This window comes from Bacteroides bouchesdurhonensis (assembly GCF_900155865.1).
Lineage (GTDB): Bacteria > Bacteroidota > Bacteroidia > Bacteroidales > Bacteroidaceae > Bacteroides > Bacteroides bouchesdurhonensis.
Genome location: NZ_LT707006.1, coordinates 716,475 through 742,212, shown reverse-complemented (window position 1 = coordinate 742,212; position 25,738 = coordinate 716,475). Strand labels below are relative to the sequence as shown.

15 protein-coding genes and 1 pseudogene are annotated in these 25,738 nt (G+C 41.4%); 11 read left to right on the top strand and 5 right to left on the bottom strand.

The annotated features are described in order from the left end of the window. Positions 1–122 precede the first annotated feature (122 nt). From rbsK (CZ225_RS02750) to CZ225_RS02730, 5 genes are all read left to right on the top strand, one after another. Positions 123–1,046, top strand: a complete 924-nt coding sequence (rbsK, locus tag CZ225_RS02750) for a ribokinase (protein WP_077152905.1) — start codon at positions 123–125, stop codon at positions 1,044–1,046. 39 nt (positions 1,047–1,085) lie between these two features. Then, the gene (gene rbsK / locus CZ225_RS02745; protein ID WP_077152904.1) at positions 1,086–2,000 is read left to right on the top strand and encodes a ribokinase; all 915 of its coding nucleotides are present in this window, start codon (positions 1,086–1,088) and stop codon (positions 1,998–2,000) included. Between the two features lie 23 nt (positions 2,001–2,023). Beyond that, positions 2,024–3,028, top strand: coding sequence for a GRP family sugar transporter (locus CZ225_RS02740; RefSeq protein WP_077152903.1), 1,005 nt, complete (start codon positions 2,024–2,026; stop codon positions 3,026–3,028). A gap of 107 nt (positions 3,029–3,135) precedes the next feature. Beyond that, on the top strand, positions 3,136–4,125 hold the full coding sequence (locus tag CZ225_RS02735) for a nucleoside hydrolase (protein WP_077152902.1): 990 nt from the start codon (positions 3,136–3,138) through the stop codon (positions 4,123–4,125). A 26-nt stretch (positions 4,126–4,151) separates the two neighbouring features. Beyond that, positions 4,152–5,678, top strand: a complete 1,527-nt coding sequence (locus tag CZ225_RS02730; RefSeq protein ID WP_077152901.1) for an ADP-ribosylglycohydrolase family protein — start codon at positions 4,152–4,154, stop codon at positions 5,676–5,678. A gap of 191 nt (positions 5,679–5,869) precedes the next feature. Here the strand turns inward: CZ225_RS02730 and CZ225_RS02725 are convergent. From CZ225_RS02725 to ahpC, 3 genes and pseudogenes are all read right to left on the bottom strand, one after another. Beyond that, a pseudogene (locus CZ225_RS02725) lies at positions 5,870–6,604 on the bottom strand (endonuclease/exonuclease/phosphatase family protein); the annotation flags it as partial. A 113-nt stretch (positions 6,605–6,717) separates the two neighbouring features. Beyond that, a complete protein-coding gene (ahpF, locus tag CZ225_RS02720; protein ID WP_077152900.1) occupies positions 6,718–8,268 on the bottom strand; it encodes an alkyl hydroperoxide reductase subunit F in 1,551 nt (516 codons plus the stop codon). Positions 8,269–8,353: 85 nt separating this feature from the next. Further along, positions 8,354–8,920 carry an alkyl hydroperoxide reductase subunit C gene (gene ahpC, locus CZ225_RS02715; protein WP_077152899.1) on the bottom strand — a complete coding sequence of 189 codons (567 nt, stop codon included), beginning with the start codon at positions 8,918–8,920 and terminating at the stop codon, positions 8,354–8,356. A 387-nt stretch (positions 8,921–9,307) separates the two neighbouring features. Here ahpC and CZ225_RS02710 point away from each other — a divergent pair, with 387 nt between their 5' ends. The 3 genes from CZ225_RS02710 to CZ225_RS02700 all read left to right on the top strand — a co-directional run bounded on the left by CZ225_RS02710 (position 9,308) and on the right by CZ225_RS02700 (position 14,644). After that, positions 9,308–9,826 (top strand): NUDIX hydrolase, encoded by a 519-nt coding sequence (locus tag CZ225_RS02710; RefSeq protein WP_077155663.1) that lies wholly within the window; start codon positions 9,308–9,310, stop codon positions 9,824–9,826. A gap of 100 nt (positions 9,827–9,926) precedes the next feature. Next, complete coding sequence (locus CZ225_RS02705) at positions 9,927–12,953, top strand: tetratricopeptide repeat protein (RefSeq protein ID WP_077152898.1); 3,027 nt, start codon at positions 9,927–9,929, stop codon at positions 12,951–12,953. A gap of 5 nt (positions 12,954–12,958) precedes the next feature. After that, positions 12,959–14,644 carry a TonB-dependent receptor gene (locus CZ225_RS02700; protein WP_077152897.1) on the top strand — a complete coding sequence of 562 codons (1,686 nt, stop codon included), beginning with the start codon at positions 12,959–12,961 and terminating at the stop codon, positions 14,642–14,644. A gap of 64 nt (positions 14,645–14,708) precedes the next feature. Here the strand turns inward: CZ225_RS02700 and CZ225_RS02695 are convergent, their stop codons facing one another. Both CZ225_RS02695 and CZ225_RS02690 read right to left on the bottom strand, forming a co-directional pair. Next, positions 14,709–15,911 (bottom strand): hypothetical protein, encoded by a 1,203-nt coding sequence (locus CZ225_RS02695; protein WP_234982983.1) that lies wholly within the window; start codon positions 15,909–15,911, stop codon positions 14,709–14,711. 110 nt (positions 15,912–16,021) lie between these two features. Continuing rightward, the gene (locus tag CZ225_RS02690; protein ID WP_077152896.1) at positions 16,022–16,627 is read right to left on the bottom strand and encodes an HU family DNA-binding protein; all 606 of its coding nucleotides are present in this window, start codon (positions 16,625–16,627) and stop codon (positions 16,022–16,024) included. A 435-nt stretch (positions 16,628–17,062) separates the two neighbouring features. Here CZ225_RS02690 and CZ225_RS02685 point away from each other — a divergent pair, with 435 nt between their 5' ends. The 3 genes from CZ225_RS02685 (at position 17,063) to CZ225_RS02675 (ending at position 25,726) form a co-directional block, all read left to right on the top strand. Then, positions 17,063–20,437 carry a BACON domain-containing protein gene (locus CZ225_RS02685; protein ID WP_083714562.1) on the top strand — a complete coding sequence of 1,125 codons (3,375 nt, stop codon included), beginning with the start codon at positions 17,063–17,065 and terminating at the stop codon, positions 20,435–20,437. 336 nt (positions 20,438–20,773) lie between these two features. After that, a complete protein-coding gene (locus CZ225_RS02680; RefSeq protein WP_077155661.1) occupies positions 20,774–23,950 on the top strand; it encodes a SusC/RagA family TonB-linked outer membrane protein in 3,177 nt (1,058 codons plus the stop codon). A gap of 12 nt (positions 23,951–23,962) precedes the next feature. Further along, positions 23,963–25,726 carry a RagB/SusD family nutrient uptake outer membrane protein gene (locus tag CZ225_RS02675; RefSeq protein WP_077152894.1) on the top strand — a complete coding sequence of 588 codons (1,764 nt, stop codon included), beginning with the start codon at positions 23,963–23,965 and terminating at the stop codon, positions 25,724–25,726. Positions 25,727–25,738 lie beyond the last annotated feature (12 nt).

Sequence of the window (25,738 nt, the reverse complement as noted above, 5' to 3'; positions counted from 1 at the left end):
TCTCGATACATACAAGGTTCATTGAGAAATAGATGCAATTTGAGATTATATAAATAGAAGATTAATGTAGAAAACAGTATATTATTATTTTCTTCTTTTGTACAATCCTAATTTTAAATACCATGGAAATAACGTCCATTCATAGACCTAAGATCGTAGTAATCGGTAGTTGCAACACTGATATGGTTGTCAAAGCCAGCAGACTGCCTGTGCCCGGTGAAACCATTCTGGGAGGAACTTTCTACATGAATCCGGGCGGCAAAGGCGCCAATCAGGCAATTGCCGCTTCCAGATTAGGAGCCGAAGTCACATTTATCTCCAAAATAGGTTATGATTTATTTGGCCTACAGGCATTGGAAATATATAAATCGGAGAAGATTAATACTGAATTTATCTTCACTGATCAGAAAAGTCCATCAGGAGTGGCACTTATATCGGTCGATTCTTTTGGCGAAAACAGTATCATTGTTGCCCCGGGAGCAAGTCGCTCGCTTTCTTTAGAGGACATAGACAAGGCCAGAGAAAAGATTAAAGAAGCGGATATCGTACTTATGCAACTGGAAGTTCCTTTAGAAACAGTAGAATATGCTGCATCTATAGCGAATGAATATGGTAAGAAAGTAATCCTCAACCCAGCCCCGGCCTCTACGCTAAGTGATTCCTTTTTAAGAAATGTACATACCATACTCCCCAATCGTATCGAAGCTGAAATGTTGTCAGGAATCAAAGTTATGGATACGGAAAGTGCACATCGGGCTGCCGAAGCGATCGGAGAGAAAGGAATCGAAAATGTAGTTATCACATTGGGAAAAGACGGAGCTTACGTAAAAGAGAAAGATGAATTCACCATGATTCCGGCTAAAGAAGTGGAAACAATTGATACAACCGGAGCCGGAGATGTATTTTGTGGAGCTTTCAGTGTCCATTTGTCCGAGGGACACAGTTTGGCTGAAGCAGTGCGATTTGCCAATGCCGCAGCAGCTCTCGCTGTAACCCGTATTGGTGCCCAAAGTGCCATTCCTTATAAAAGAGAAGTGATAGTATAAGAATAAACCTAAGTCAAATATATATAATTTTATTTTTAAATGAGAATAGTAGTTGTTGGAAGTTCTAATATCGATATGGTGGCACAAGTCAGCCATATTCCGGCACCCGGAGAAACTGTCGGTAATGCCAGGTTTATTCAATCCTTTGGTGGAAAAGGGGCGAACCAAGCCGTTGCAGCAGCAAGACTGGGCGGTTCTGTGACTTTTGTCACCGCATTGGGAAATGATATGTATGCAGATATCCTGAAAAAGCATTTCACAGAAGAAGGAATCAACACGGATTATATCATCGACGATTCCCACCACCCCACAGGAACCGCACTTATCTACGTTGCTAATAGTGGTGAGAACTGCATAGCAGTGGCTCCCGGAGCTAATTATTCCTTACTGCCCGAATCTATCACTCATTTCTCTGAAATAATAGAAGAAGCAGATATTGTTGTCATGCAGGCTGAGATTCCTTACGAAACGATAAAAAAGACCGCTTTATTAGCCAAACAAAAAGGCAAAAAAGTATTGTTTAACCCTGCACCTGCCTGTCTGATCGATGAGGAGTTAATGACAGCCATTGACATACTGGTAGTTAATGAACTGGAAGCATCTTTCATTTCCGGAATCGAATATACAGGAAACAATCTGGATGATATTGCTCAAACCCTACTAAGATCGGGAGCACGCAATATAGTGATCACGTTGGGAAGCCAAGGTGTTTACATGATGAACGAACGGGAAATCATGCAAGTCCCCAGCTTCAAAGTAAAAGCTATTGATACTGTTGCAGCAGGCGACACATTCTGCGGAGCATTAGCCGTAGTTTGTGCCCAAAGAGAAATAAGTAAAGATGTACTATGTTTTGCAAATGCAGCAGCAGCAATCACAGTGACACGATTAGGAGCGCAATCTTCTATTCCGACTCTTATCGAAGTAAGTGCATTTATCCGAACCATTGAATAAAATCTTTAAATCCTTATAATACCATGTTTATAGTTAATAGTTACACATTAGCAGTCATATTCTGCTTCATCACAATGATTTGTTGGGGTTCCTGGGGAAATACCCAGAAACTGGCCAGTAAAAACTGGCGTTACGAACTTTATTATTGGGATTATACAATCGGTATTCTATTATTCGCACTTCTTTTGGTATTTACGTTAGGCAGCTTCGGAAGTTCCGGTGTAGGATTTCTCGAAAACATACAACAAGTAAGTACTGCGAATATAGTTAGTGCATTGATCGGAGGTATCATCTTTAATGCTTCCAACATTCTCCTATCAGCCTCCGTATCCATTGCAGGAATGGCCGTCGCTTTCCCGCTTGGCGTAGGATTAGCGTTAGTATTAGGAGTATTCATCAACTATTTCAGTGCTCCCAAAGGAGATCCGATCTGGTTATTTACAGGAGTATTACTGATTGTCATCGCCATTATTTGTAATGGGATAGCAGCCGGACAAAAGCAAAAGGAAAATGCTGGTAGTAGTAAAAAAGGAATTATCCTTGCCGCAGTTGCCGGTATACTAATGTCTTTTTTCTATCGTTTCGTTGCTGCTTCCATGGATTTAAATAATTTCGAATCACCGACTGCAGGAATGGCAACTCCCTACACAGCATTTTTCATTTTCACCATCGGTATTTTTCTTAGTAATTTTGTGTTCAACACCTTAGTGATGAAACATCCTTTTGTCGGGAAACCAGTCACTTATAAAGAATATTTTGCCGGAAAAGCCAGCACACATTTAGTCGGAATTTTAGGCGGATGTATCTGGGGATTGGGAACAGCACTAAGCTATATTGCAGCCGGGAAAGCCGGAGCAGCCATCTCCTACGCATTAGGGCAGGGTGCTCCTATGATTGCTGCCTTATGGGGAGTCTTCATTTGGAAAGAATTCAGCGGTTCCAGCAAAAAGATCAATTTATTGCTGACTATCATGTTCATACTGTTCATTCTGGGACTGATTCTTATCATTCTATCCGGAGGAAACTAAGAGCCGACTTAAAATTACCTTTTATATTCAACATTTATCCATATCTTCAAAACGTCTAAAAATACATAAAGAAATTATTAACCGTAAAACTCTAAAAAAGAAAGACAATGAAACAACTACTAATTTATCTGTTCGCAGTATGCCTGTTTAGTAACTGCTCAAATGGCAAACAAACCACAAATTTGATTTTTGATACTGATATGGCACCCGATTATGATGATGTAGGTGCTTTGGCGGCTCTGCATGCCTTAGCTGATTCGGGAGAAGTCAAAATACTCGCAACAGTATCTTCTAACAAGTGTGAGACGACAGTACCTTGTATCGATGTAATCAATACTTATTTCGGTCGGCCTGATATTCCGGTTGGTTGTGTAAAAGGGGATGCGCCCAACCTGACTACTTGGCATCGAGAACCACGCTGGACGGATGAATTACCCAAACGCTATCCTCATAAAGCTCAATCAGCCTCTGAAAGTGAAGATGCGCTGAAAGTATATCGCCGCATATTGAGTCTACAACCGGATACAAGTGTAACTATCGTAACTGTGGGATTCTTTTCTAACTTAAAAAACTTATTGCAATCGCAACCTGATGAGTATAGTAAGTTATCCGGAGCCGATTTGGTTAAAAAGAAAGTTAAACTACTGGTAGCAATGGCAGGTAGAATGCCTCAAGGAAAAGAATTTAATGTAGAGAAGGATTCGACAGCTTCTGTAGTTGTTTTTGAAGAATGGCCTACACCCATTATATTAAGCGGATGGGACATTGGTAATGAAATCTCAACAGGTAAACGTTTAGCATCGTCCGATATACAAGGTAGTCCTATTGTTGATGCCTTCTCAATGTGTCTCCCACAAGACAATCCTGAAGGCAGAATGAGTTGGGACCAGACAGCAGTCCTTGTTGCCGTACGCGGAGCCGCCCCCTATTTCAAACTAGAAAAAGGAATAATGAAAGTATTCCCCGATGGTAGTAACACATGGACAGCCGATCCAAAAGGCTTGCATTCCCGACTGATCTTCCAAATGCCCATTCCACAACTGACAAAGATCATAGAGGATCTAATGCTTCATAAGCCCCAAAATAAACAGAATTAATAAAACCTAAAATACAAACTCTTGAAATGAGAAAGAAATGTCTTTTAAACACAATCATTCTATCTGTTATTATTAGTTTGTGTACTGCTGCCACCGTTGATAAAGCAAAAGCTCTGCCTCAACAAATCACCCTCTCCAAAGCCCAATTATTAGACAAGATAAAAGGAGGATGGGCGGGACAAACCATTGGAGTAACTTTCGGTGGTCCTACCGAGTTTCGTTTTCAAGGCACTTTCATCCAAGATTATCAGACCATTCCCTGGTATGAAGGTTATATCAGTAAAACAATGGATGAATGGCCGGGGCTTTATGATGACATATACATGGATCTCACCTTTGTGGATGTATTTGAAAAGAAAGGTTTAGACGCCCCGATAAAAGACTTTGCAGAAGCGTTTGCTCAGGCAGGATATCCGCTATGGCATGCTAATCAGGCAGCAAGATATAATATTCTTCAGGGAATAGAGGACCCCGGACACTGGCTGAACAATCCTCATGCAGACGATATCGACTATCAAATAGAGGCTGACTTTGCCGGATTGATGAATCCGGGTATGCCCAACTCCGCTTCGCAAGTCAGTGACAAAATCGGACATCTTATGTGTTACGGTGATGGTTGGTATGGTGGCGTATACGTAGGAGCTATGTATAGCCTCGCTTTCGTATCCAACGATATTCAGTACATTGTAACGGAAGCCCTGAAAACAATCCCTAAAGAAAGTGGATTCTATAAATGTATTTCAGACGTTATAAAATGGCATAAGAAGTATCCCAAAGACTGGAAACAGACTTGGTTTGAAATACAAAAATATCATGCGGAAGACATCGGTTGTCCGGACGGAGTATTTCAAACCCTCGATATCGACGCTAAAATCAATGCGGCATACATTGTTTTAGGGCTTTTATATGGAAACGGTGATTTCACACAAACGATGGAAATATCTACAAGAGCCGGGCAGGATTCAGATTGTAATCCTTCTTCCGCCGGGGGGATATTGGGTACAATGATAGGCTATAGCAAAATACCGGAATATTGGATGAAAGGCTTGAAGGGGGCAGAAGACAAGGTATTTGAATACACATCACTTTCCTTAAATCAAACCTATCAGATCAGCTATAAACATGCTCTGGAAATGATACAGAAAAACGGTGGAAAAGTAGAGCAAGAAAACGTTATAATCAATGTTCAAAAACCCAAAGCAGTCCGCTTCGAACAAAGTTTTCCACATATGGTTCCCATTGCGAGAGTAGATTTGAATAACCCGGATATTAAAACACTTACATTCGATTTCGATGGTACCGGATTTGTATTGAGAGGAGGAACAATCCGTAGAAACCACAACCTACCGGATGCGGAAGTGAAAGCCAAACTTTATATTGATGGGGAATTTGTCGAAGAGGCTGTCTTTCCGACTAACGCCAATGCCCGCCGTTTGGATCTTTTCTGGCGTTATCAATTGCCTAAAGGAAAACATCAAGTGAAAATGGAAGTCCTGGAGGACAACTGCAATGCCCAGTTGAGGTCATGGGAGTATATCATCTATTCAGACTAGATAATCATAGAATATTCCAAGAAAAAGAGACTACTTCATTTTTACTGAAGAGTCTCTTTTTTGCATATTTCCATTTCTTACGAAACCATTCAATAATGATGGCTAGCATTTCTGTCAATGCCAACTGATTTACACCTCATTGCCAAATAGCAATGGATATAACATTATCATATAAGAGCTTATTTGCCCATCCGTAATTCTACAATCAACGGACGATGATCGGATGCTATCGGTTCATTCACTACTTCTGTAGATTTTACAGAAATTCCCTTCATATTACGTTTTAAACTCACAATATAGTCTATAGTCATTTTAGGTTGAGAAGCGGGAAAAGTTAATTGTTTAGGATTGGATATAATCTGGAATTCTTTTTGCAGTTCTTTGATGAATTCGGAGTCCGGTTGATCGTTCATATCACCCGCCAGAAACAAAGGCTTCTTGCAAGAAGAAACAAACTCCTTTAGTATCTGCAATGACTTTATACGATCTTCTTCCGTTAAAGACATATGAGTACAACAATAAATATAATCCTTAAATTCTGCCATCACCAACATACGAGATTCTTCCCTTCCCGGCAAAGCCATCGTTTTCAAACGAACCGGGACTTGTTTAGACAGTATTCCTATTCCATATTTGCCTCCATCATGTTTAATAGCCGGAGCATAATATGCGTGCATCCCGGTAAGTGTAGCAAGTTCACCCAATACATATTTCTTCCCGCTTCGATTCGTCATACTGTCCAATTCCTGCACAGCTACTATATCAGGAGCAGCTTTATTAATCACATCTGCTATGCGTCGGTAATTACAAACATTGTCCATGCCATTCCCATTTCTGATATTATAACTCATCAGCTTCAATGTATGCTGGGCTTGTACCGGAAGGATAAAGAGACTCGTAAGAATCAATAAAAAGATACTTTTCATGTTTTTCAATAGATTATAATTATTAGAACTCCCCAAAGATATGAAAAAAACAAAAAGCTACAAAGATATGTGGTCATACCTTTATAGCTTTTATTATCAACTTTTTATATTCATCAGATATTTCCCCTGACCCGATCATCAAAGGCAGAAAGTGCAGCTTTTGCGCCTTCGCCCATAGAGATAATAATTTGTTTATAGGGCACTGTAGAAACATCACCGGCTGCATAAACTCCCGGAACATTGGTACGGCAAAAAGCATCGATCACAATTTCTCCCGGACGATTCATTTCTACCAAATCGCGGAAAACTCCACTATTCGCTGTCAATCCGATCTGTACAAATACACCGTCCAATTCCACCAATCGTTCTTCTTCTGTCTTCCGGTCTTTTACACGCAAGGCAGTCAGTTTATCTCCATTGCCGATCACTTCAGTAGTCTGAGAACTTACAAATACTTCTACATTCGGTAAGCTTCTGAGTTTTTCCTGAAGGACTTGGTCAGCTTTCAACTCATCCATAAACTCGAATACGGTCACTTTGGAACAAATACCTGCCAAATCAATAGCTGCTTCCACACCGGAGTTTCCACCACCAACAACCGCCACATGTTTACCTACGTAGAAAGGACCGTCACAATGAGGACAGAAAGCAACACCTCTTCCGATATATTCCGTTTCGCCCGGAACATTCAGTTTCCTCCAACTTGCTCCGGTAGCAATAATCAATGCCGGAGTAGTCAGTTTCTCGCCTACAGAGGTGGTTACTTGTTTCTCTTTTCCCACAAGTTCCACTTTCTCAATCTTCCGATGTTCCAGCAGATCCACCGGATAACGCAACAAATGGGTTTTCAAGTTATCAGCCAGTTCACTTCCGGTAGTTTCCGGAACAGAAATCAGATTCTCAATTCCTACAGTTTCTTTCACCTGACCACCCACACGTTCTGCAACAATCGCTACTTTCAACCCTTTTCGGGCGGAATAGATAGCTGCGGAAACTCCTGCAGGGCCTCCTCCGGCCACAATCACATCGTACTGTTTCTCTTCCGTTGAAAGTGAAGCCTCATCAACCCCGTACTGTTCTTCAAGTTTTGCCAGTAACTCTCCAAACTCACCACGTCCCACGTGAATCAGTTTTCCATCCGCAAAGACCGAAGGCACTCCTTGTATCTTCAATGCTTCCACTTCTTCCTGATTCAACGCTCCATCTACCATCTCATGTGAAATGGACGGATTTAGCGTAGTCATAGCATTCAACGCCTGTACCACATCCGGACAGTTGGTACAAGTCAGCGATACATAAGTAGCCAGGTGGATGGGACCCTTTAAAGCTTTTACGCGATTACAAACACCTTCATCCGGGAAATTCTTGCCTTTACCATCCAGATTCAAAATAGCAAGCAGCAGAGAAGTAAATTCGTGTCCATTAGGAATACCTCTAAAAGTAATACCCGTAGGAGCACCGTTCTTTAAGATCGTAAACTCCAATCCGTCCCCTTCATTCACAGCACAAGTCAGGTGATCGGAACAAGCAGCTACATCCTCCAAAAGTTCCAGAAGTTCATTCCGGTTTTCATGTTGCGACGATACATTTATATCGAAGGTAAAGTTCGCTCCCAACCCGGCGAAAATACCTTTTAATTGTTCTTTTAATGCTGAATCTAACATATTCTCTCTCCTTTCATTTCTTTAAAAGAAAGGCCGGCAGCGTTTCCCGTTACCGGCCTTTCGTATACATGATCAAGGTAGTTTATCAAATCTTACCTACCAGATCGATACTTGGTTTCAGGGTTGATTCCCCCTTTTTCCATTTAGCCGGACAAACTTCTCCGTCGTGAGTTGCTACAAACTGAGCAGCTTCTACCTTACGAAGTAATTCGCTGGCGTCACGCCCAATGTTATTATCATTCAGTTCAACGACTTTAATCTTTCCTTCCGGATTTACTACGAACGTGCCACGATAAGCCATTCCTTCTTCTTCGATATAAACTCCTAATGCACGGCTCAAAGCACCAGTCGGATCTGCCAACATCGGATACTGAATCTTGCGGATACTGTCAGAAGTATCATGCCAAGCTTTATGCACAAAATGCGAATCAGTACTTACCGAATAAATTTCGACTCCCATTTCCTTGAACTGGTCATATTTCTCGGCCATATCTACCAACTCTGTCGGACATACGAAAGTAAAGTCGGCCGGATAGAAGAAAAGGACCGCCCATTTACCTTTCAGGTCATTGTTAGTGATAGTCTTAAAAGCACCGTTGTGAAAAGCCTGAACACTGAATTCAGGAAGGTGAGAGTTTAAAATTGGTTCCATAATCTTTTTATTTTTATTGTTTTTAATTGATTGACTTATAACAGTAAAAACGATATTTTGTTTTTCGTTTCTGATGCAAAGATAAAGGTAGAAAGGGGGCTTCTGCAAAAAAAGTCCAATCGAATAAATCTATGCACTGATAGATGAAACAAATCAGTAAAACCAGAATGATAAAGATGAATACTTCTACCTTTTTCGGCTATATAAACAGTTATCCCCAAACGTACATCTCGGTAATCCCCGGATGTACGTCCGGGAATAGTTATCTATGTAACAAGATTCGGTTCATTTCATACTTTATTTACTTAAAGTTATATAAGTAATGCCCATTAAAAACTAATTCTATGTATTTTTGTTGGCTTAATACAAGAAACTATTTAGACAATGATGAAACATCCTCTTTCACAATTCCTATATTGCCCGGAATGTGGTTCTTCTCATTTTGAGATTCACAATGAGAAATCGAAAAAATGTACCGATTGTGGCTTTGTCTACTATTTCAACCCCTCATCGGCGACAGTAGCACTTATTCTGAATGATAATAACGAGTTATTAGTCTGCCGTCGTGCCAAAGAGCCGGCGAAAGGGACACTGGATCTCCCGGGTGGTTTTATTGATATGAATGAGACAGGTGAAGAAGGCGTTGCCCGGGAAGTTTTGGAAGAAACAAACCTGAAAGTAAAAGAAGCTACTTACCTGTTTTCACTGCCCAACATCTATATTTATTCCGGTTTTCCGGTTCACACCTTGGATATGTTTTTCCGTTGCACCGTAGAAAATACGGAACACTTCTCTGCAAGGGATGATGTATCCGACTCTTTTTTTGTACCTTTGTCTAAGATCAATCCGGAGGAATTTGGACTGGGTTCTATCCGTCAAGGGCTTAAAAAGTTCTTATCAATATAGATAAAGCATTAAAATACAGGCATATTTTATTTTTATCATTATCTTTGTGACCGTCATTTGTTTAATGATTATTATGGCACCTTTGCATAAATACCCAATTATGAAAAAAGAAATTACCAGACTTATTTGTACAGCCATCTGCTGCACACCAATCATAGGATTGGCTCAGACGAGTGAACAGATTACTTCTCCCGACAACCTTTACAAAGAAGGAAAAGAGCTTTTCCTTGAAAAAAATTATGCGGCAGCTGTACCTGCCTTAAAAGCATTCGTAAAACAAAAACCAGTAGCCAGCCTTCGTCAAGAAGCTGAATATATGCTGGTAAGCTCTGCTTATGAGCTGAAAGACAAAAACCGTATTGAACTGTTGCGCGGATACCTTGATCATTATCCTGATACGCCCCATGCCAACCGCATTTATGCGCTTATAGCTTCCTGCTATTTTTATGAAGGAAAGTATGACGAAGCTTTGTCTCTTTTCAACTCGGCACGACTTGATTTATTGAGCAATGCAGAACGTGATGATTGTACCTATCAGTTGGCAACTTGCTACCTGAAAACGGATAATCTGAAGGAAGCAGCCATATGGTTTGAAACCTTACGTGCCAGCAGCCCTAAATATGCAAAAGATTGCAGTTACTATCTGGCTTATATCCGGTATTCTCAAAGACGTTACGACGAGGCATTAAAGGACTTCCTCCCTTTGCAGGATGATCCGAAGTACAAAGCATTAGTACCTTATTATATTGCAGAAATTTATGCAATCAAAAAGAACTATGATAAGGCGCAGATCGTAGCACAAAACTATTTGTCGGCTTATCCGAATAACGAGCACGCTGCTGAAATGTATCGCATTTTAGGAGACGCGTACTATCATTTCGGACAATATCAACAGGCAGTAGAAGCATTCAATAATTATCTGGACAGAGATCAATCCGCTCCACGACGTGATGCGCTTTATATGTTAGGACTCTCTTATTATCAAACGAAAGTCTATACCAAAGCTGTGGAAATGCTAGGTAAAGTAACTACCATCAACGATGCCCTGACGCAAAATGCCAATCTGCATATGGGCCTTGCCTACTTGCAATTAGCTGAGAAAAATAAAGCTCGTATGGCTTTCGAACAGGCAGCTGCTTCTGATGCGAATATTCAGGTAAAAGAACTAGCAGCTTACAATTACGCTCTGTGCCTGCATGAAACTTCTTTCTCTGCTTTCGGCGAATCAGTAACTGCATTTGAGAAATTCCTGAATGAGTTCCCTACCTCACCGTATGCTGAAAAGGTGAGCAATTATCTGGTGGAAGTCTATATGACTACCCGAAGCTATGACGCCGCATTGAAATCTATCGACCGTATCACACATCCAAGTCCGCAAATACTGGAAGCCAAACAAAAGATACTGTTCCAGCTAGGCACACAAGCGTTTGCCAATGCCAATTTCGAGCAAGCTCTCACTTACCTGAATCAATCTATTACTCTTGGCCAATACAACCGTCAGACTAAAGCAGACGCTTATTATTGGTGTGGAGAATCCTATTATCGCCTGAATCGGATGACTGAAGCAGCGCGTGACTTCAACGCTTATCTGCAACTGACGTCACAACCTAATAATGAAATGTATGCGCTTGCCAACTATAACTTGGGATACATCGCTTTCCACCGGAAAGACTATACTCAAGCGAGCAATTATTTCCAGAAATACATTCAGCTGGAGAAAGGTGAGAACACTACAGCTCTGGCAGATGCGTACAACCGTATCGGTGACTGCCATTTGAATATACGCGACTTTGAAGAGGCCAAACGCTATTATTCACAAGCAGAACAAATGAATACTCCTTCCGGAGATTATTCTTTCTATCAACTCGCTCTCGTTTCCGGTTTGCAGAAAGACTACAGTGGCAAGATTACACTTTTAAATCGTCTGATTGGTAAGTACCCGTCTTCACCTTATGCAGTGAATGCTCTTTATGAGAAAGGACGTTCCTATGTGTTGATGGAAAACAATGCTCAGGCAATTACCTCTTTCAAAGAATTATTAAATAAATATCCCGAAAGCCCGGTCAGCCGTAAAGCGGCAACGGAAATCGGCTTGCTATATTACCAGAACGGAGACTTTAATCAGGCAATCCCAGCCTACAAACATGTAGTTGAAAAATATCCGGGTAGTGAAGAAGCACGCCTTGCTATGCTTGACTTGAAATCTATTTATGTGGATATGAACCGTATCGACGAATTCGCAGCTTTGGCTAATGCAATGCCTGGTAACATTCGTTTCGATACCAACGAACAGGACTCTCTGACTTACGTTGCTGCGGAAAAGATTTATATGAAAGGACGGGCAGAGGAAGCTAAAAGCAGTTTTGAGAAATATTTGCAAACTTTCCCGGAAGGAGCCTTTAGCCTGAATGCTCATTACTATCTCTGCTTGATCTGGAACGAGCAAAAGAATTATGACATGGTGTTGGAACATTCCGGCAAGCTGCTTGAATATCCTAATAATCCGTTTGCTGAAGAAGCATTGGTAATGCGCGCAGAAGTGCAGTTCAATAAACTCCAGATGGAGGAAGCCCTGGCTAGCTACAAGATGTTGAAAGAAAAGGCAAGTAATGTAGACCGTCGTCAGCTCGCTGAGACTGGTATTTTACGTTGCGCATATGCTTTGAGAGATGATGTGGAAACGATTCAGGCTGCTACGGACCTATTGGCAGAAGCCAAACTAAGCCCGGAACTGAAAAACGAGGCTCTTTATTATCGTGGCAAAGCATACTTGAAGCAGAAAGCGGATACGAAAGCATTGGCCGATTTGCGTGAATTAGCCAAAGATACTCGTAACCTTTATGGTGCCGAAGCAAAATATTTGGTTGCACAATCACTTTATGATACCCATCAATATACTGCAGCAGAAAAAGAGCTTCTCGGCTATATCGAACAAAGTACGCCTCACGCCTATTGGCTGGCACGTAGCTTCGTCCTTTTATCGGATGTATACGTTGCTATGGGCAAAGACCTGGATGCACGCCAATATCTGTTGAGTTTGCAACAGAATTATAAAGGCGATGACGATATCGAGAGCATGATTGAAAGCAGACTACAGAAACTAAAAACGAACGAACCAAAAGATTGAAAAATATGAAACGATCTCTTTATATAGCAGGAGGAATTACTTTAGCAGCTTTAATGCCATGCGGCCTCCAAGCCCAGACTCAACCCAAGGATACCACCATGAACCGTACAGTGGTGGTAGAACAAGAATATAACCCGGATATTATGGACGCTTCCAAAGTAAACGTCCTCCCCAAGGTAGAAGAACCGAGCATCACCAAAAAAGATGTAGAATATGCGATCGGATTCCTTCCGGCAAGTTCCATCCCGATAGATTTGATGCGTCCTTACGTCGGAACGGAAATCGAGCCCGGAAGCAAACCTGGTTATGTACGTGCCGGATACGGTAATTATGGTAATCTGGATATACTAGCCAACTACCTGTTCAATATTTCGGACAAAGACAAACTGAACCTGCGTTTCCAGATGGACGGTATGGACGGGAAGCTGACTATACCAACGCAAGAAGAGAAGTGGAAAGCATACTATTACCGTACGCGTGCCAACATGGATTATACCCATCAGTTCAACAAAGTGGATCTCAACATCGCTGCCAACTTCGGACTTAGTAACTTCAACCTTGCTCCCCACGAACCGGGCAAGCAGAAATTTACGGAAGCTGATTTTCACTTAGGAGTGAAATCAACGGATGAGAGTTCCCCGGTATTATTCAATGCTGAGACAAACTTCATGATGTATAATCGTCAGAATAACAACAGCTTGTTCTTCAACGAAACATTAGGAGAAACCCAGATACATACAAAGGGCTTTATTGGCGGAACCATCAGTGACGAACAGAGTATCAACATCGGATTGGATATGCGTAATATCTTCTATAACAAAGATCTTAAACTGAATGAGATACCTGTTTATGAAGACCGCACTGCATTGAACCTGAATCCTTATTATAAACTTCATAGTGACAACTGGAACTTACGTATTGGAGCGAATGTAGACTTATCTTTTGGTAGCGGAAAGACGCTCCGCGTCTCTCCTGATGTGGTTGCCCAATATATCTTCTCTGAGAGCTATGTACTTTACGCCCAGGCTACCGGAGGTAAATTGGTAAACGACTTCCGCAGATTGGAAACACTTTGTCCATACGCACTTCCTGTGAATGCAATTCAGGATACTTACGAACAGTTCAATGCCTCTTTAGGTTTCAAAGCAAGTCCTTATCCGGGGTTATGGTTTAATTTGTATGGTGGCTATCAGGATTTGAAAGATGACCTGTACCAGGTAAGTGAGGAAGTAGATAACAATGCCGGTCCTGACAGTGAACCGATGCCTTATCAATTCCTGAACATGGCTATGACTAATTCTCATAACTTCTATGCAGGAATGAAGATCAGCTATGAATACAAAGACATTGTCGCCTTATCCGCATCAGGCACCTATCGCAACTGGGATACGAAAGAAGACTATGCTTTGTTGCTAAAGCCCGCCAGCGAGTTTAACTTTAATGCCACTTTCAAACCGATAAAGGAATTGGGCATTAATGTCGGATTCGATTATATCGGCCGTGAAGAGGTCAAAGATTTCGGAAAGCTGTCTGCCATCAGCAATCTGTACGCAGGAGGGAACTATAATATATATAAAGGTGTATCTGTTTATGCACGAATCAATAATCTGTTGAATAAGAAGTACCAATACTATCTTGGCTATCCTACAGAAGGATTTAATTTTGTAGGAGGTTTGAGTTTTAGTTTCTAAACCACTCACATTTTTTAGAGAGGTAATGAGGGTGCGGTTCACTTCAGAATCGCACCCTCATTGGTTAGAAATCAATAGCTACCTGATAAGTATCCTTATTTTCAAAAAAGGCTTGTTGCACCTCGTACTCGGGAAGCCATACATATTTCTTCTGCCCCTCATATTCTGCTTCGAGCAAGAAAGTAAACCAACGATTATAGGGCAGCTCATCCACATTCAGAGGTTTTGCAGGATTATCATACAAATTAGAGACATCAGTTATCAAAAAATCTCCTTTTTTATCCATTTCATAAGTCCGGTAAGGAACAGCAATCAAATCATTAAATTGTGCACGTGAACCGTACAGATTCAACTTCACTCCTTTTTTATTTTTGCCTTTCACTTTTACAGACACCAAAATATTTTCCGGAAACATTTGCTTGAATAAGCCCGGGAAGTCACGCCCCGGTCGTTTCGACTTTGCCGTATGGTTAATGATATTCACGGCATACGAACTCCACTTATACGTATTATAATGACTGTTCATCACACAAGCCTCCGGCTCATACCGGAGATGGTTCACAGGATTCTTTTCCGCCAGAATCCTATCAGCATACAAATCCGTCACTCCACGATAATGCCCGAACTCATGCGCCAGTCCCCGGTGGAAATAATCAATACCGAACAAATCTTCATGCTCCGTTTTACTCCGGCTACGGCAAACAACTATACTCAGATTGTCTGCACCTCCACCACAATACCAACCTGCCGCTCCTTCTTCATCATCAAAATCAAGCAGAGAATCAATAATCAGCAACACATCGTGATTGGGAAAACCTGCGCTCTTTCTATAAATGTTTTCCAATTGGCGGGAAGAACAATCATAAACAACCTGCAAATCCGGAAGATAGCGGAAGTAATAGTTAAAACGCCCGTCCCCAGCTTTATTCCAAAAATCATTCATTTGGTTGAAGAAGGCATTCAATTTCGCTTGATATGACGCTTTTCCGCCCCAATGCTCCACTGCGGCCTTGTCCACAGCTACAAATACCCTATATTCAATCGTATCCCACGGTTGAAGGTCAGCCTCCTGTGCCTCAACAGTAAAATCACATATATTTCCCGCACCTGCCTGTAAGAAAAAAGGAAGTAAAACGAAAAATAGAAACCAGCTTTTCTTTTTGTTTTTCATATCCGTTCTAAGTACTGCTTCATAATTAGTTTCTACTATGTCCAAGAGTATCTGCCATTCTTCGCTGCGCTCTGAATAACAGACAGATAATTCCATATAGACAACTAATTGTGATGTGTTTTTTATAAATTAAAATGTATATTCTGTTCCATGCAGAAGCCTGTTACTCGTATGGTATATTATCCAATACTTTTAACGACCTATCATTATTCTACTTTAATATATACCACTGAACGTCCCGACCCATATTTTTTCAAAATCCCTCGTTCAATAAAAGCATTGATATCCTGCAATGCCTGTTTCTTTGTTTTCCCTACAAGCTTCGCATAGTCTTGTCGATTGATACACGGATTTTGTTCCAAGAACTTTTTCAAATATCGTAAGCACTTCTCTCTTTCCAACGGATTCTCTATCCGTAAAGGCGAATGGAAACGTTCCAACTCAAGTCTGTTTTTTACCTCTTTTTTAAACTGGCGATTAATTCGTATGTTAATATCTTTAAGCGAGATAGACGAAGAACGAATCCCTTTCGAATCAAACACCTTCTTATTTGCACTCAGAGAAAGAGAGAAATAACCGATTTCACCCAGTTCTACTGAAAACCCTTCAAGAAGCAAATCTTTCAGTTCATTTGCTACTGCATCAAGAATTCCTACCAATTGGGCATGTGCTACATGCTGGCACATCACCACCCGGTTAATAAATTCATCTGCCGTGTAACTGCCCTTCAGCACAACACGTGCGTGCAAAGGTTGTTCCTCCCCACTTTTAGTGAGATCGGGAGTCTCGTAAAGATCATAATATACGCTCATTATCTATTATTTTTTTATTAGGAGAGATTAATTTATTCCTTCCCATCTATTAATTTATTAAAGTTCAATCCGATTTTCGTTCCACTTAAGTGGAACGATAGTTCTACTTAACTAGTTCGTTCGTTCCACTTAAATGGAACGAAACTTTCAGTAGTAACGAAACAAATATACATAGAATAAACGTATATTAATCTATGCATATTGGATTTTTATTTCTAGTTACCCCTATAAAACTGTAGTCTAAAAAAACAGATGCGCTTAGGATATTCTACGTTTTTATGTATTTTTACATTCACACCTAAGAACAGAAGAAAAAGTTGTATTTGAATATTGCTTATGTTCAGACAGATTGACTTTAAAATCAATAGTTCAACTATGGCAAGTAGCTAATACAGCCTTAATATAAATACTTACGAAACTTAAATTTATAATTCAATGAGAAGAAAGATTTGTGGATTTCTGGTTCTGTTCTCCATATGGATGATATGGAGTTGCAGTAGTAATCATGATGAAAGCACGTCTACCATCTCAGTAAACAGAAGTGAAATGACGTTCGACTCGAATGAGGATATGCAGGTCCTGACAGTTTCGAGCAGCGATGAATGGGAAGTAAGCGGACAAGCAGAATGGTGCACCGTATCTCCGGATAAGGGTTCGGACGGACAATTGGTTACTGTAAAGGTGAAAGCGAATGAAACGTCCGAAGACCAGACTTGCACATTGACTTTTACTTGCCGGGAAGCTACGTTACCATTGGAAGTCCTGCAATATGGCAAAGCGGAAACGAACTATGCCGACTTAAAGATTGGCGAAGGGGGAACAATCACCAACTATAATGTCGGTACCGGAGAATTGAAAGTACAGTACGACCAGTCTGCTCCTCCTAAGGTAGAAGTAGGCAAGGCATTGGTGCTGCCGCAAGAGTATGACCATGCAATCCGGGTAGTGAAAAACGTTCAAGCATCTGGGAATCGCTTAACGTTGCAAACGGAAGAAGGTAATATGTCCAACATCTTTAAAAATATAAACTTTACGTTGGCTACCGATCCGGGAACGCCTACTAATGTGAGATCGGCATCGGGAAGGCGCACGCGGGTAGTAACTCCACAAGTGGTTTATCTGGTCGATAAAACAGAAGGAGCGAAAAAGATTTATGAAAAGTCGGATGCGTTGGCAAGAGGTGAAATTACAAATAGCAAAACGTTCTACACCATTGATCGCGATTTTAGTGAAGAAAAACTTTACGAAGGCTCTTACGGAAAACTCTTTTGGGAAAAATGCTATTACGGCGTAACACTACAAGGAATCTTTGATTTCGAATTTGGAGAGACATTGTTTGATGGACTTAATGTAGGAGAGTTGCAGAAATTCGAATATTATTTGCAAGGTGACTATAATATGGACTTTTTGCTCAAATATAAATTCAAAGCCGAATGTAAACAGTCTGAAACTAAGACATGGGAAAACATTCTGCCTTTCGTTGAGTTTGGTTTTATGATTGGCAACGTGCCCATCTGGATAAAGATAAACACTCATTGGGGGATGAAATATGAATTTAATTCCAAAGCAGACATCACAGCAAGCGCAGGATTCTATTTAGGATCGCAGTCCAAAACAGGTCTGTCTTGGCAGAAAGATGCGGGAGTGACAGTAATTAACGAGCTCACACCGTCGTTTACTGTTTACGACCCTATTTTTACCTTTAAAGGATCTTTATATAGTAAAGTGTACAGCTATCCGAAAGTGGAGATTGAAGTTTACAATTTCGTAGGCCCGTGGTTTTCCGTGATGCCCTATGTGGAAGAGAATCTAGAAGCAGGACTTCAGGCTACCGCATCCGGCAACAACCAGTATATAGGTTGGAAATCAAAAACAAATGCCGGAATAGAGTTGGACATGGGATTGGCGATGGATTTCGGTTTGTTCGAAAGATACGAGTGGAAACTGCCAAATGCCCCTTATAGTATGCTACGAAAAACAGTTTTCGAAGCACCCTACAAGATAGAACTTGTTTCACCGGAAAAGAATGCTACTCTTACGGAGGGGACAGAGCAGGAAGTAACGTTCCGAGTGACTTCTTATAGCGATTTGACTCCGGACAATCCTTATAATTGTCCGTTGGCTTACGTGCAGTTCTCGTCAGAAGAAGGAGGAAAAATTGAACATGAGTTTGTGGAAACGGACGCAGAAGGACTTGCCACTGTGAAATGGACCCCCAAAGGACAAAACGATAAATTGACCGCAAAAGTTGTAGATAAGGATGGGGCGACACTGACCGACGAGGACGGAAATGAAATCGGAATGGATGTATTCGAACCTATTATAGAAAAGGTGGAAATAGAACTGATTTCCCATAAAGACAAAGATAAAATAGAGTTGGGAAGTACCGAAAACGTTCAGTTTAAAGTAAGCTTGGTAGATAAAGACGGAAAGAAATCGCCTAAGTATGGAACCGAAATAGAATTCGCACCGGAGGAAATCTCGGCTGCCACAACCGATGAGAAGGGGATAGCAAGCGTCGACTGGGCTCCTAAAAAGGAAGGCGACAGGCTGACAGCCAAAGTCGTGAACAAAGTGACGGACAAAGACGGGAAAGAAAGTACGGTGATCGTTACCGCTGCTACCTTTACGCCTACGGTAGTAACTTCCTCCATTGCACTTCTAACTCCTGCAGACGGGACGGTGATGAACGAAGGAGAAAGCATTAGTGCCACATTCCTTGTACAATATCTCTCAGAGGGGCAAAACCATGCTTATCCGGAACGTAAGGTTTATTTCTCGTCTACAGACTTTAAACAGACTGCCGCTACGAATGCTGAGGGGAAAGTGACGCTAAAGTGGACACCCAAAGGTACGGAAGACGTATTGACAGCGGAGATCAGAGATAAAGACGGGACGCAACTGATTAAGAAAGTGACCTTTACTCCACAGATAAAAGGCAAAGATATCATGCTGGTTTCTCCATCGAACGGTCAGAAAATAAAGAAAGGCGAGTCCGTGACAGTCACCTTTGCAGTGAAGGAAAGCCACACGGGAACTGCTTGTCCGTCTGAACCCGTCAGCTTCTCGGCAACGTCGGGTACACTCGGCACGAATACAGGCAAAACAGAAGCCAACGGAACTATTTCAGTCGTTTGGACTCCCACTACTACGGGGGATGTACTGACAGCCCAACTGAACAACGGAAAGAAAGCCACTTTTAGGGTAGTAATCGAAGGAAATGAAGCATCCGGCGGGCTGACAGGCACATGGGGAGCCGGCAAACAGACAATGATGGTGCTGCGTGACGACAATACCATCACTCTCTTTCAATACGGTGATGAAGGCACTACTTCCGAAACTCATCCATACACTTACAATGAAACGACCCAAACTATTTCGTCACTCTTTGATGACGTGTCTATAAACATAAAGATAGTAAAACTGACCCGAAATATCCTGATTTCACCATTCTTCAGTGCCGATGGGCAGAATATTCCGTTGATACGATTGACAGATGACAGAACCGGATATGATGTAGAAGACGAAAGAAGTAACAGCAAGCTGATAGAAGGACAATGGAAGGACATCGATGGAGTGCAATTTACTTTTAATGCAAACGGGACCTTTGCAATGAAAGATATGGATGGTGAAAATATTTCCGGAACCTATGCTTATGACCCGGTTCACAAAACAATTAAGATGACTGCGGCTGGTGAGACAGAGAATATGCCTGTTATCTCTTTGAATAAAGATCTACTGATTATGCAAGAGCAAGGAGAAGAAGAAGATGCCGGAGAGGTTTTCGACTGGATATTATATAAACCTTAAATCAATTAATATTCTCTGAATTTCGTATATATTTCCCCCCAGATAAGCTTTTATCTGAGGGGAAAACTGTTTTTATAGGTAGCAAAACCTATCATTTTCCGTCCTGTCTACAAAATTAACGGGAAGGCTTATCATTCGCTACAGATAACGTTTCTAGCTATTTTTGTACCTAATATGGTGAATATTACACGTCGATTTTAGGCGCACCAACTAACTTTGCAATGAAAGAGAACAAAAATGTCAGGCTTTTATACACACAAAGTCTATTCTTTAGAACAAAACGAAGGTCATTCATTGACAGAACTAAATATATTATTAACCTACAAATTAAAAAGTATGAGAAACGCGCTCAAATTAAGAATCTGCTTTCTTATTACGTTTCTTTCATTCATACCTTTAATAACGTATGCACTTCCACCGGAAGGGATTACTATTAAAGGTACAGTAGTGGACGAAGCACTTAAAGAAGCCGTTCCCGGGGCAAACGTGACCGTGAAGGGCACTACTATCGGGACAATCACAGACTTTGACGGTAACTACTCAATCGTCGTTCCAAGCAAGGAATCCGTATTGGTCATCTCTTTTATGGGGTATGTAACCCAAGAGATCACAGTCGGAAACAAACAAATCATTAACGTTAGTTTAAAAGAAGACGCGCAAAGCCTCGGTGAAGTAGAAGTTGTTGCGATTGCCTATGGTAACCAAGACAAGAAGATGCTTACCAGTGCAGTCTCTTCCATTGACAACAAGGAGTTGATCAAATCTCCGGCTATTAGTATTACTAATGTATTGGCAGGAGCTTTACCCGGTGTATCTTCAGTACAGACTACCGGACAACCCGGTAAAGACGCCGCCACTATTTATGTACGTGGAGCCGGTACACTGAATGACTCACAGGCTAAGCCATTGATTCTCGTAGACGGAATCGAACGTGATTTTTCACAGATCGACCCGAACGAGATTGAGACCATCTCTATATTAAAGGATGCTTCTTCAACAGCTGTATTCGGTGTACGAGGAGCGAATGGCGTAGTATTAGTTACCACTAAAAGAGGTAAAGCCGGCAAAACGCAAATTTCTGTCAGCACCAAACTGGGTTTACAACAACCTATTTCGTTAGTTGAACAAACCGGAAGCTATGAATTCGCTCGTTTCTGGAACATAAAACAGGAAATGGATCACGTTAGTAATCCCAAACTCTATTTCACACCGGAACAGGTAGAAGCCTATCGTACAGGATCAGATCCGATTATGTATCCGAGTATGGACTGGAAAAAGTATATCTTTAATAACCTCTATCTTCAAAGCCAGAACAACCTTAACATCTCTGGCGGCAGCGAGAATGTAAAGTATTACATTTCATTAGGTTATACATACCAAAACGGTCTTTTAAAGGAACTTCCCGGACAGATGTATGATAACAACTACCGTTTCAACCGATATAATTATCGTGCTAATATCGACGCTAACCTGACTAAGACTACACTAATGAAACTTGGCATTAGTGGTATTTTAGGTAAGCTGCAAGAGCCACGTAGTGTCGTTTCGGGTACCGGAGAGGATCAGAATCCTTGGGTGATTGCACAGATCTGGTCACATCCGTTCGCAGGACCGGGATTTATCAACGGAGTACGTACGTTAGTTCCTAAAGATATGGTTCCTTTGGGAGAAGTTATGCGTGATGGTATGTTCGTATTTTACGGACAAGGTTATAATCAGAATTATGATACGAATTTAAATCTGGACCTAGAGATCACACAGAAATTGGACTTTGTGACTCCGGGCTTGAGCGTGGCTGTGAAAGGAGCATACGACAATAAATTCACGTTAAACAAAGTACGTACCGGAGGTGCCATAGAGTCACAGACTGTATACTACAAGTCCTATTTTGACACAAATGGCTCCATGGCACAGACCGATCCGGATTATGACAAGACATATATTTATGTACCCAATGGAAGCGATACCCCGCTGAACTATTCAGAAAGTAGTGGACGTGGACAGAATTGGTATCTGGAAGGACGTGTCAACTATGACCGTACATTCGGCGATCACAGGGTATCCGGTCTGTTCCTTTACAACCAATCACGAAATTATTATCCTGACAGCTATACCTATATTCCCCGTAGTTATGTAGGACTAGTTGGACGTGCTACTTATGCTTATCGAAGTAAATACTTACTTGACGTAAATGTCGGCTACAACGGTTCGGAAAACTTTGCTCCGGGTAGTACCCGTTTTGGTGTTTTCCCGTCATTCTCCGCAGGCTGGATAGCAACTGCCGAGGAATTTATGGAAAATCAAAAGGTAATTGATTACTTAAAGCTCAGAGCGTCTTGGGGACGTGTCGGTAATGATAAAGGGGTGAATTCCCGCTTTATGTATATGCCTGCCGTATGGGGAGGATCAGGTGGCTACAGTTTCGGTGTAGATAATGCCTATTCACAATCAGCTTCCGGCATTTCCTCCATCGGTAACCCGGCAGTTACGTGGGAAACAGCCGAAAAGCAGAATTACGGTATCGACATCAAACTCTTAGATAGCCGTTTATCCGCTACATTCGATTACTTTATAGAGCATCGTACTGGTATTCTGATTTCTCCATTATCGACTCCAGGTATTATTGCAACCTCTTTACCTAATCTGAATATTGGTCAGGTGAACAATCATGGTTATGAAATCTCTGTTGGCTGGAATGACAGAATTGGAAAAGACTTCAGCTATTTTGTTAATGCAAACGTATCTTTCGCACGCAACAAGATCATTAACATGGATGAAGTACCCAAGCAATTCAGTTACATGAATGAAACAGGCGGTTCAACCGGACGACAAACTGACGTGTATAAATACTTGAGACTCTACCAGTATAGCGACTTCATCGAAGGTGCAAACGGAGAACTGACATTGAACCCCAACCTTCCCCAACCTTACCAAAAAGTGTATCCGGGTGATGCAATGTATGCCGACCTTAGTGGAGACGGGATTGTAGACGGTAATGATAAATGTGTGTCAGGTTATGCTAACCGTCCGGAATATACATTTGGTATGAATATGGGATTCGACTGGAAAGGCTTCAGTTTATCCATGCAATGGGTTGGCTCAAAAAATGTGAGCCGTATGTATGATATCGAATACCGGATTCCGTACACTAATGCCGGGAAACGTGGTTTGCTGACTTATTTCTATGATGGTTGCTGGACTCCGGAAAACCAATTGGGAGCTGTTTATCCGCGTCCATCAGAAGAATCGGAAAGCTGGAACTCTGAACCTTCAACCTTATGGTTAGTAGATGCTTCTTACCTCCGTTTAAAGAGTTTGAACTTCGGATATACCATAACCGGAAAGAAATTCCTAAAAAAATTAGGAATTAGTTCACTTGGTCTGAATTTCAGTGGTTACAATTTACTAACCTTCTCGCCACTTAAGTATCTTGATCCGGAAAGTAATCCTGACCGATTCGGAGATTATCCACTCATCAAGACTTATAGTTTCGGTTTAAATCTTAACTTCTAAAAAAGACAACTTATGAATAGCATAATAAAAGGACTTGGAATTGCGTTTAGTTACATACTGATAGCATCCTCTTGTTCTGAAATCAGCTTTGGGGATAATTTCTTAGGCAACCAACCTGAAAGCTCCGGAGCTACCACCGAAGAAATGTTTTCTTCGAAAATAAACGCTGAGAAAGTACTGACGAAAGCTTATACCGGTGTACCATACGGATTGCCTACCGGTGGGGACTTCAAATTGGGAGGCAATATCCTTGAATCAATCACCGATTTGTGCCAGAGTTTTCGTGATAACATCAGCGATGGTCCCATGAAACTATATTATAACGGAGCATTGAGTGCAAACAATGTTCCTAGAAGTGCTGCCTATCTATATGCAGGAAAATCCGACTGGACTACCATCCGTTACGCATGGCTGTTTATTGAAAATGTAGCCAAAGTACCCGACATGACCGACGATGAAAAGAACGAACGCATCGCTGAGGCCAAAACATTGATCGCTCTTTCTTATTTCGAAATGATGAGATATATAGGCGGTGTACCTTGGTTGGACCATGCAATAGATGTAAATGAGAAAATGGAATTTCCACGAATCACCTTTGAGCAAACGGTAAAAAATATCGTAGACTTGCTCGATGAAGCTATTAATTCAAATTTAAAATGGAAGCAAGATGACCAGAATGACGGTCGAATGACGAAAGCAGGTGCCATGGCATTAAAATTCAAGGTATTGCAATGGGCAGCAAGTCCGACATTCAACTCCAACACAAAATGGAATGCGAAGGCGGATGAGTACACTTGTTACGGCAATTACAGCGACCAACGTTGGAAAGATGCAGCAGCGGCTGGGGAGGCTTTCTTCAATGAAATCAAAAAGCAACATGGATACGAACTGATCCAGCCTACTGAAGATACTCATCGGGCAAGACGTTTGGCATATCGTAAAGCATATTACAACCGGGGCGGAACAGAAATTTTGATTTCTACGCGCAAAGGTTATGATGTCAGTACTCATTCCGACTTCATTAACCAACGTTACTATACCGGTCCAACCCTGAACTATGTAGATATGTTCCCTTGGGAAGACGGTTCTGATTTTCCGGAAGACTTCGACTGGACAAATCCGTCTAAACAGCCATTCTTTACTTATACGAATGACGAGATGGTACCAACCCGCGACCCGCGTTTGTATGAAAATGTAGCCTGCCCGGGAGATAAATATTGTACCGGTACCACTGCTCCTGTTTATATCAACCATGAAGATTACAAAGACGGTAGCGGATTCCTGATCATGAAATATATCCTGCAGGAAAACAATGATCGTAACAGTCCGGTACAATGGGCACATACCCGCTTGTCGGAAATCATGTTGGGATATGCGGAGGTACTGAATGAAGTAAACGGTCGTCCGAACGATGAAGCTTACAAAATGGTCAATGATGTACGGGCCAGAGTAGGACTTTCTGCACTCCCCAAAACAATGAACCATGACCAGTTTCTGGAAGCTGTCTTAAAAGAAAGAGCCCTGGAGTTAGGATTCGAAGAAGTTCGTTGGTTTGATCTTGTACGCAGAGACCGTCAAAATGATTTCAAGAAAACATTATATGGACTGAGAAGTAGAGGTAACGACCTGCATAATCCTACTGCATTCACTTTTGAGAAAGTAGTATTGGGAGATCGTTATTGGAAGACCAATTGGGATACCAAATGGTACCTGGCTCCAATTCCTCAGAATGAAATCAACAAGAAATATGGAATGACCCAAAATCCGGGTTGGTAAATATCTTAACTA

Bases quoted from the DNA above. Each gene is read 5' to 3' on its own strand.
- rbsK (WP_077152905.1), top strand. From the start codon at position 123: ATGGAAATAACGTCCATTCATAGACCTAAGATCGTAGTAATCGGTAGT.
- rbsK (WP_077152904.1), top strand. From the start codon at position 1,086: ATGAGAATAGTAGTTGTTGGAAGTTCTAATATCGATATGGTGGCACAA.
- CZ225_RS02740 (WP_077152903.1), top strand. From the start codon at position 2,024: ATGTTTATAGTTAATAGTTACACATTAGCAGTCATATTCTGCTTCATC.
- CZ225_RS02735 (WP_077152902.1), top strand. From the start codon at position 3,136: ATGAAACAACTACTAATTTATCTGTTCGCAGTATGCCTGTTTAGTAAC.
- CZ225_RS02730 (WP_077152901.1), top strand. From the start codon at position 4,152: ATGAGAAAGAAATGTCTTTTAAACACAATCATTCTATCTGTTATTATT.
- ahpF (WP_077152900.1), bottom strand. From the start codon at position 8,268: ATGTTAGATTCAGCATTAAAAGAACAATTAAAAGGTATTTTCGCCGGG.
- ahpC (WP_077152899.1), bottom strand. From the start codon at position 8,920: ATGGAACCAATTTTAAACTCTCACCTTCCTGAATTCAGTGTTCAGGCT.
- CZ225_RS02710 (WP_077155663.1), top strand. From the start codon at position 9,308: ATGAAACATCCTCTTTCACAATTCCTATATTGCCCGGAATGTGGTTCT.
- CZ225_RS02705 (WP_077152898.1), top strand. From the start codon at position 9,927: ATGAAAAAAGAAATTACCAGACTTATTTGTACAGCCATCTGCTGCACA.
- CZ225_RS02700 (WP_077152897.1), top strand. From the start codon at position 12,959: ATGAAACGATCTCTTTATATAGCAGGAGGAATTACTTTAGCAGCTTTA.
- CZ225_RS02695 (WP_234982983.1), bottom strand. From the start codon at position 15,911: ATGGAATTATCTGTCTGTTATTCAGAGCGCAGCGAAGAATGGCAGATA.
- CZ225_RS02690 (WP_077152896.1), bottom strand. From the start codon at position 16,627: ATGAGCGTATATTATGATCTTTACGAGACTCCCGATCTCACTAAAAGT.
- CZ225_RS02685 (WP_083714562.1), top strand. From the start codon at position 17,063: ATGAGAAGAAAGATTTGTGGATTTCTGGTTCTGTTCTCCATATGGATG.
- CZ225_RS02680 (WP_077155661.1), top strand. From the start codon at position 20,774: ATGAGAAACGCGCTCAAATTAAGAATCTGCTTTCTTATTACGTTTCTT.
- CZ225_RS02675 (WP_077152894.1), top strand. From the start codon at position 23,963: ATGAATAGCATAATAAAAGGACTTGGAATTGCGTTTAGTTACATACTG.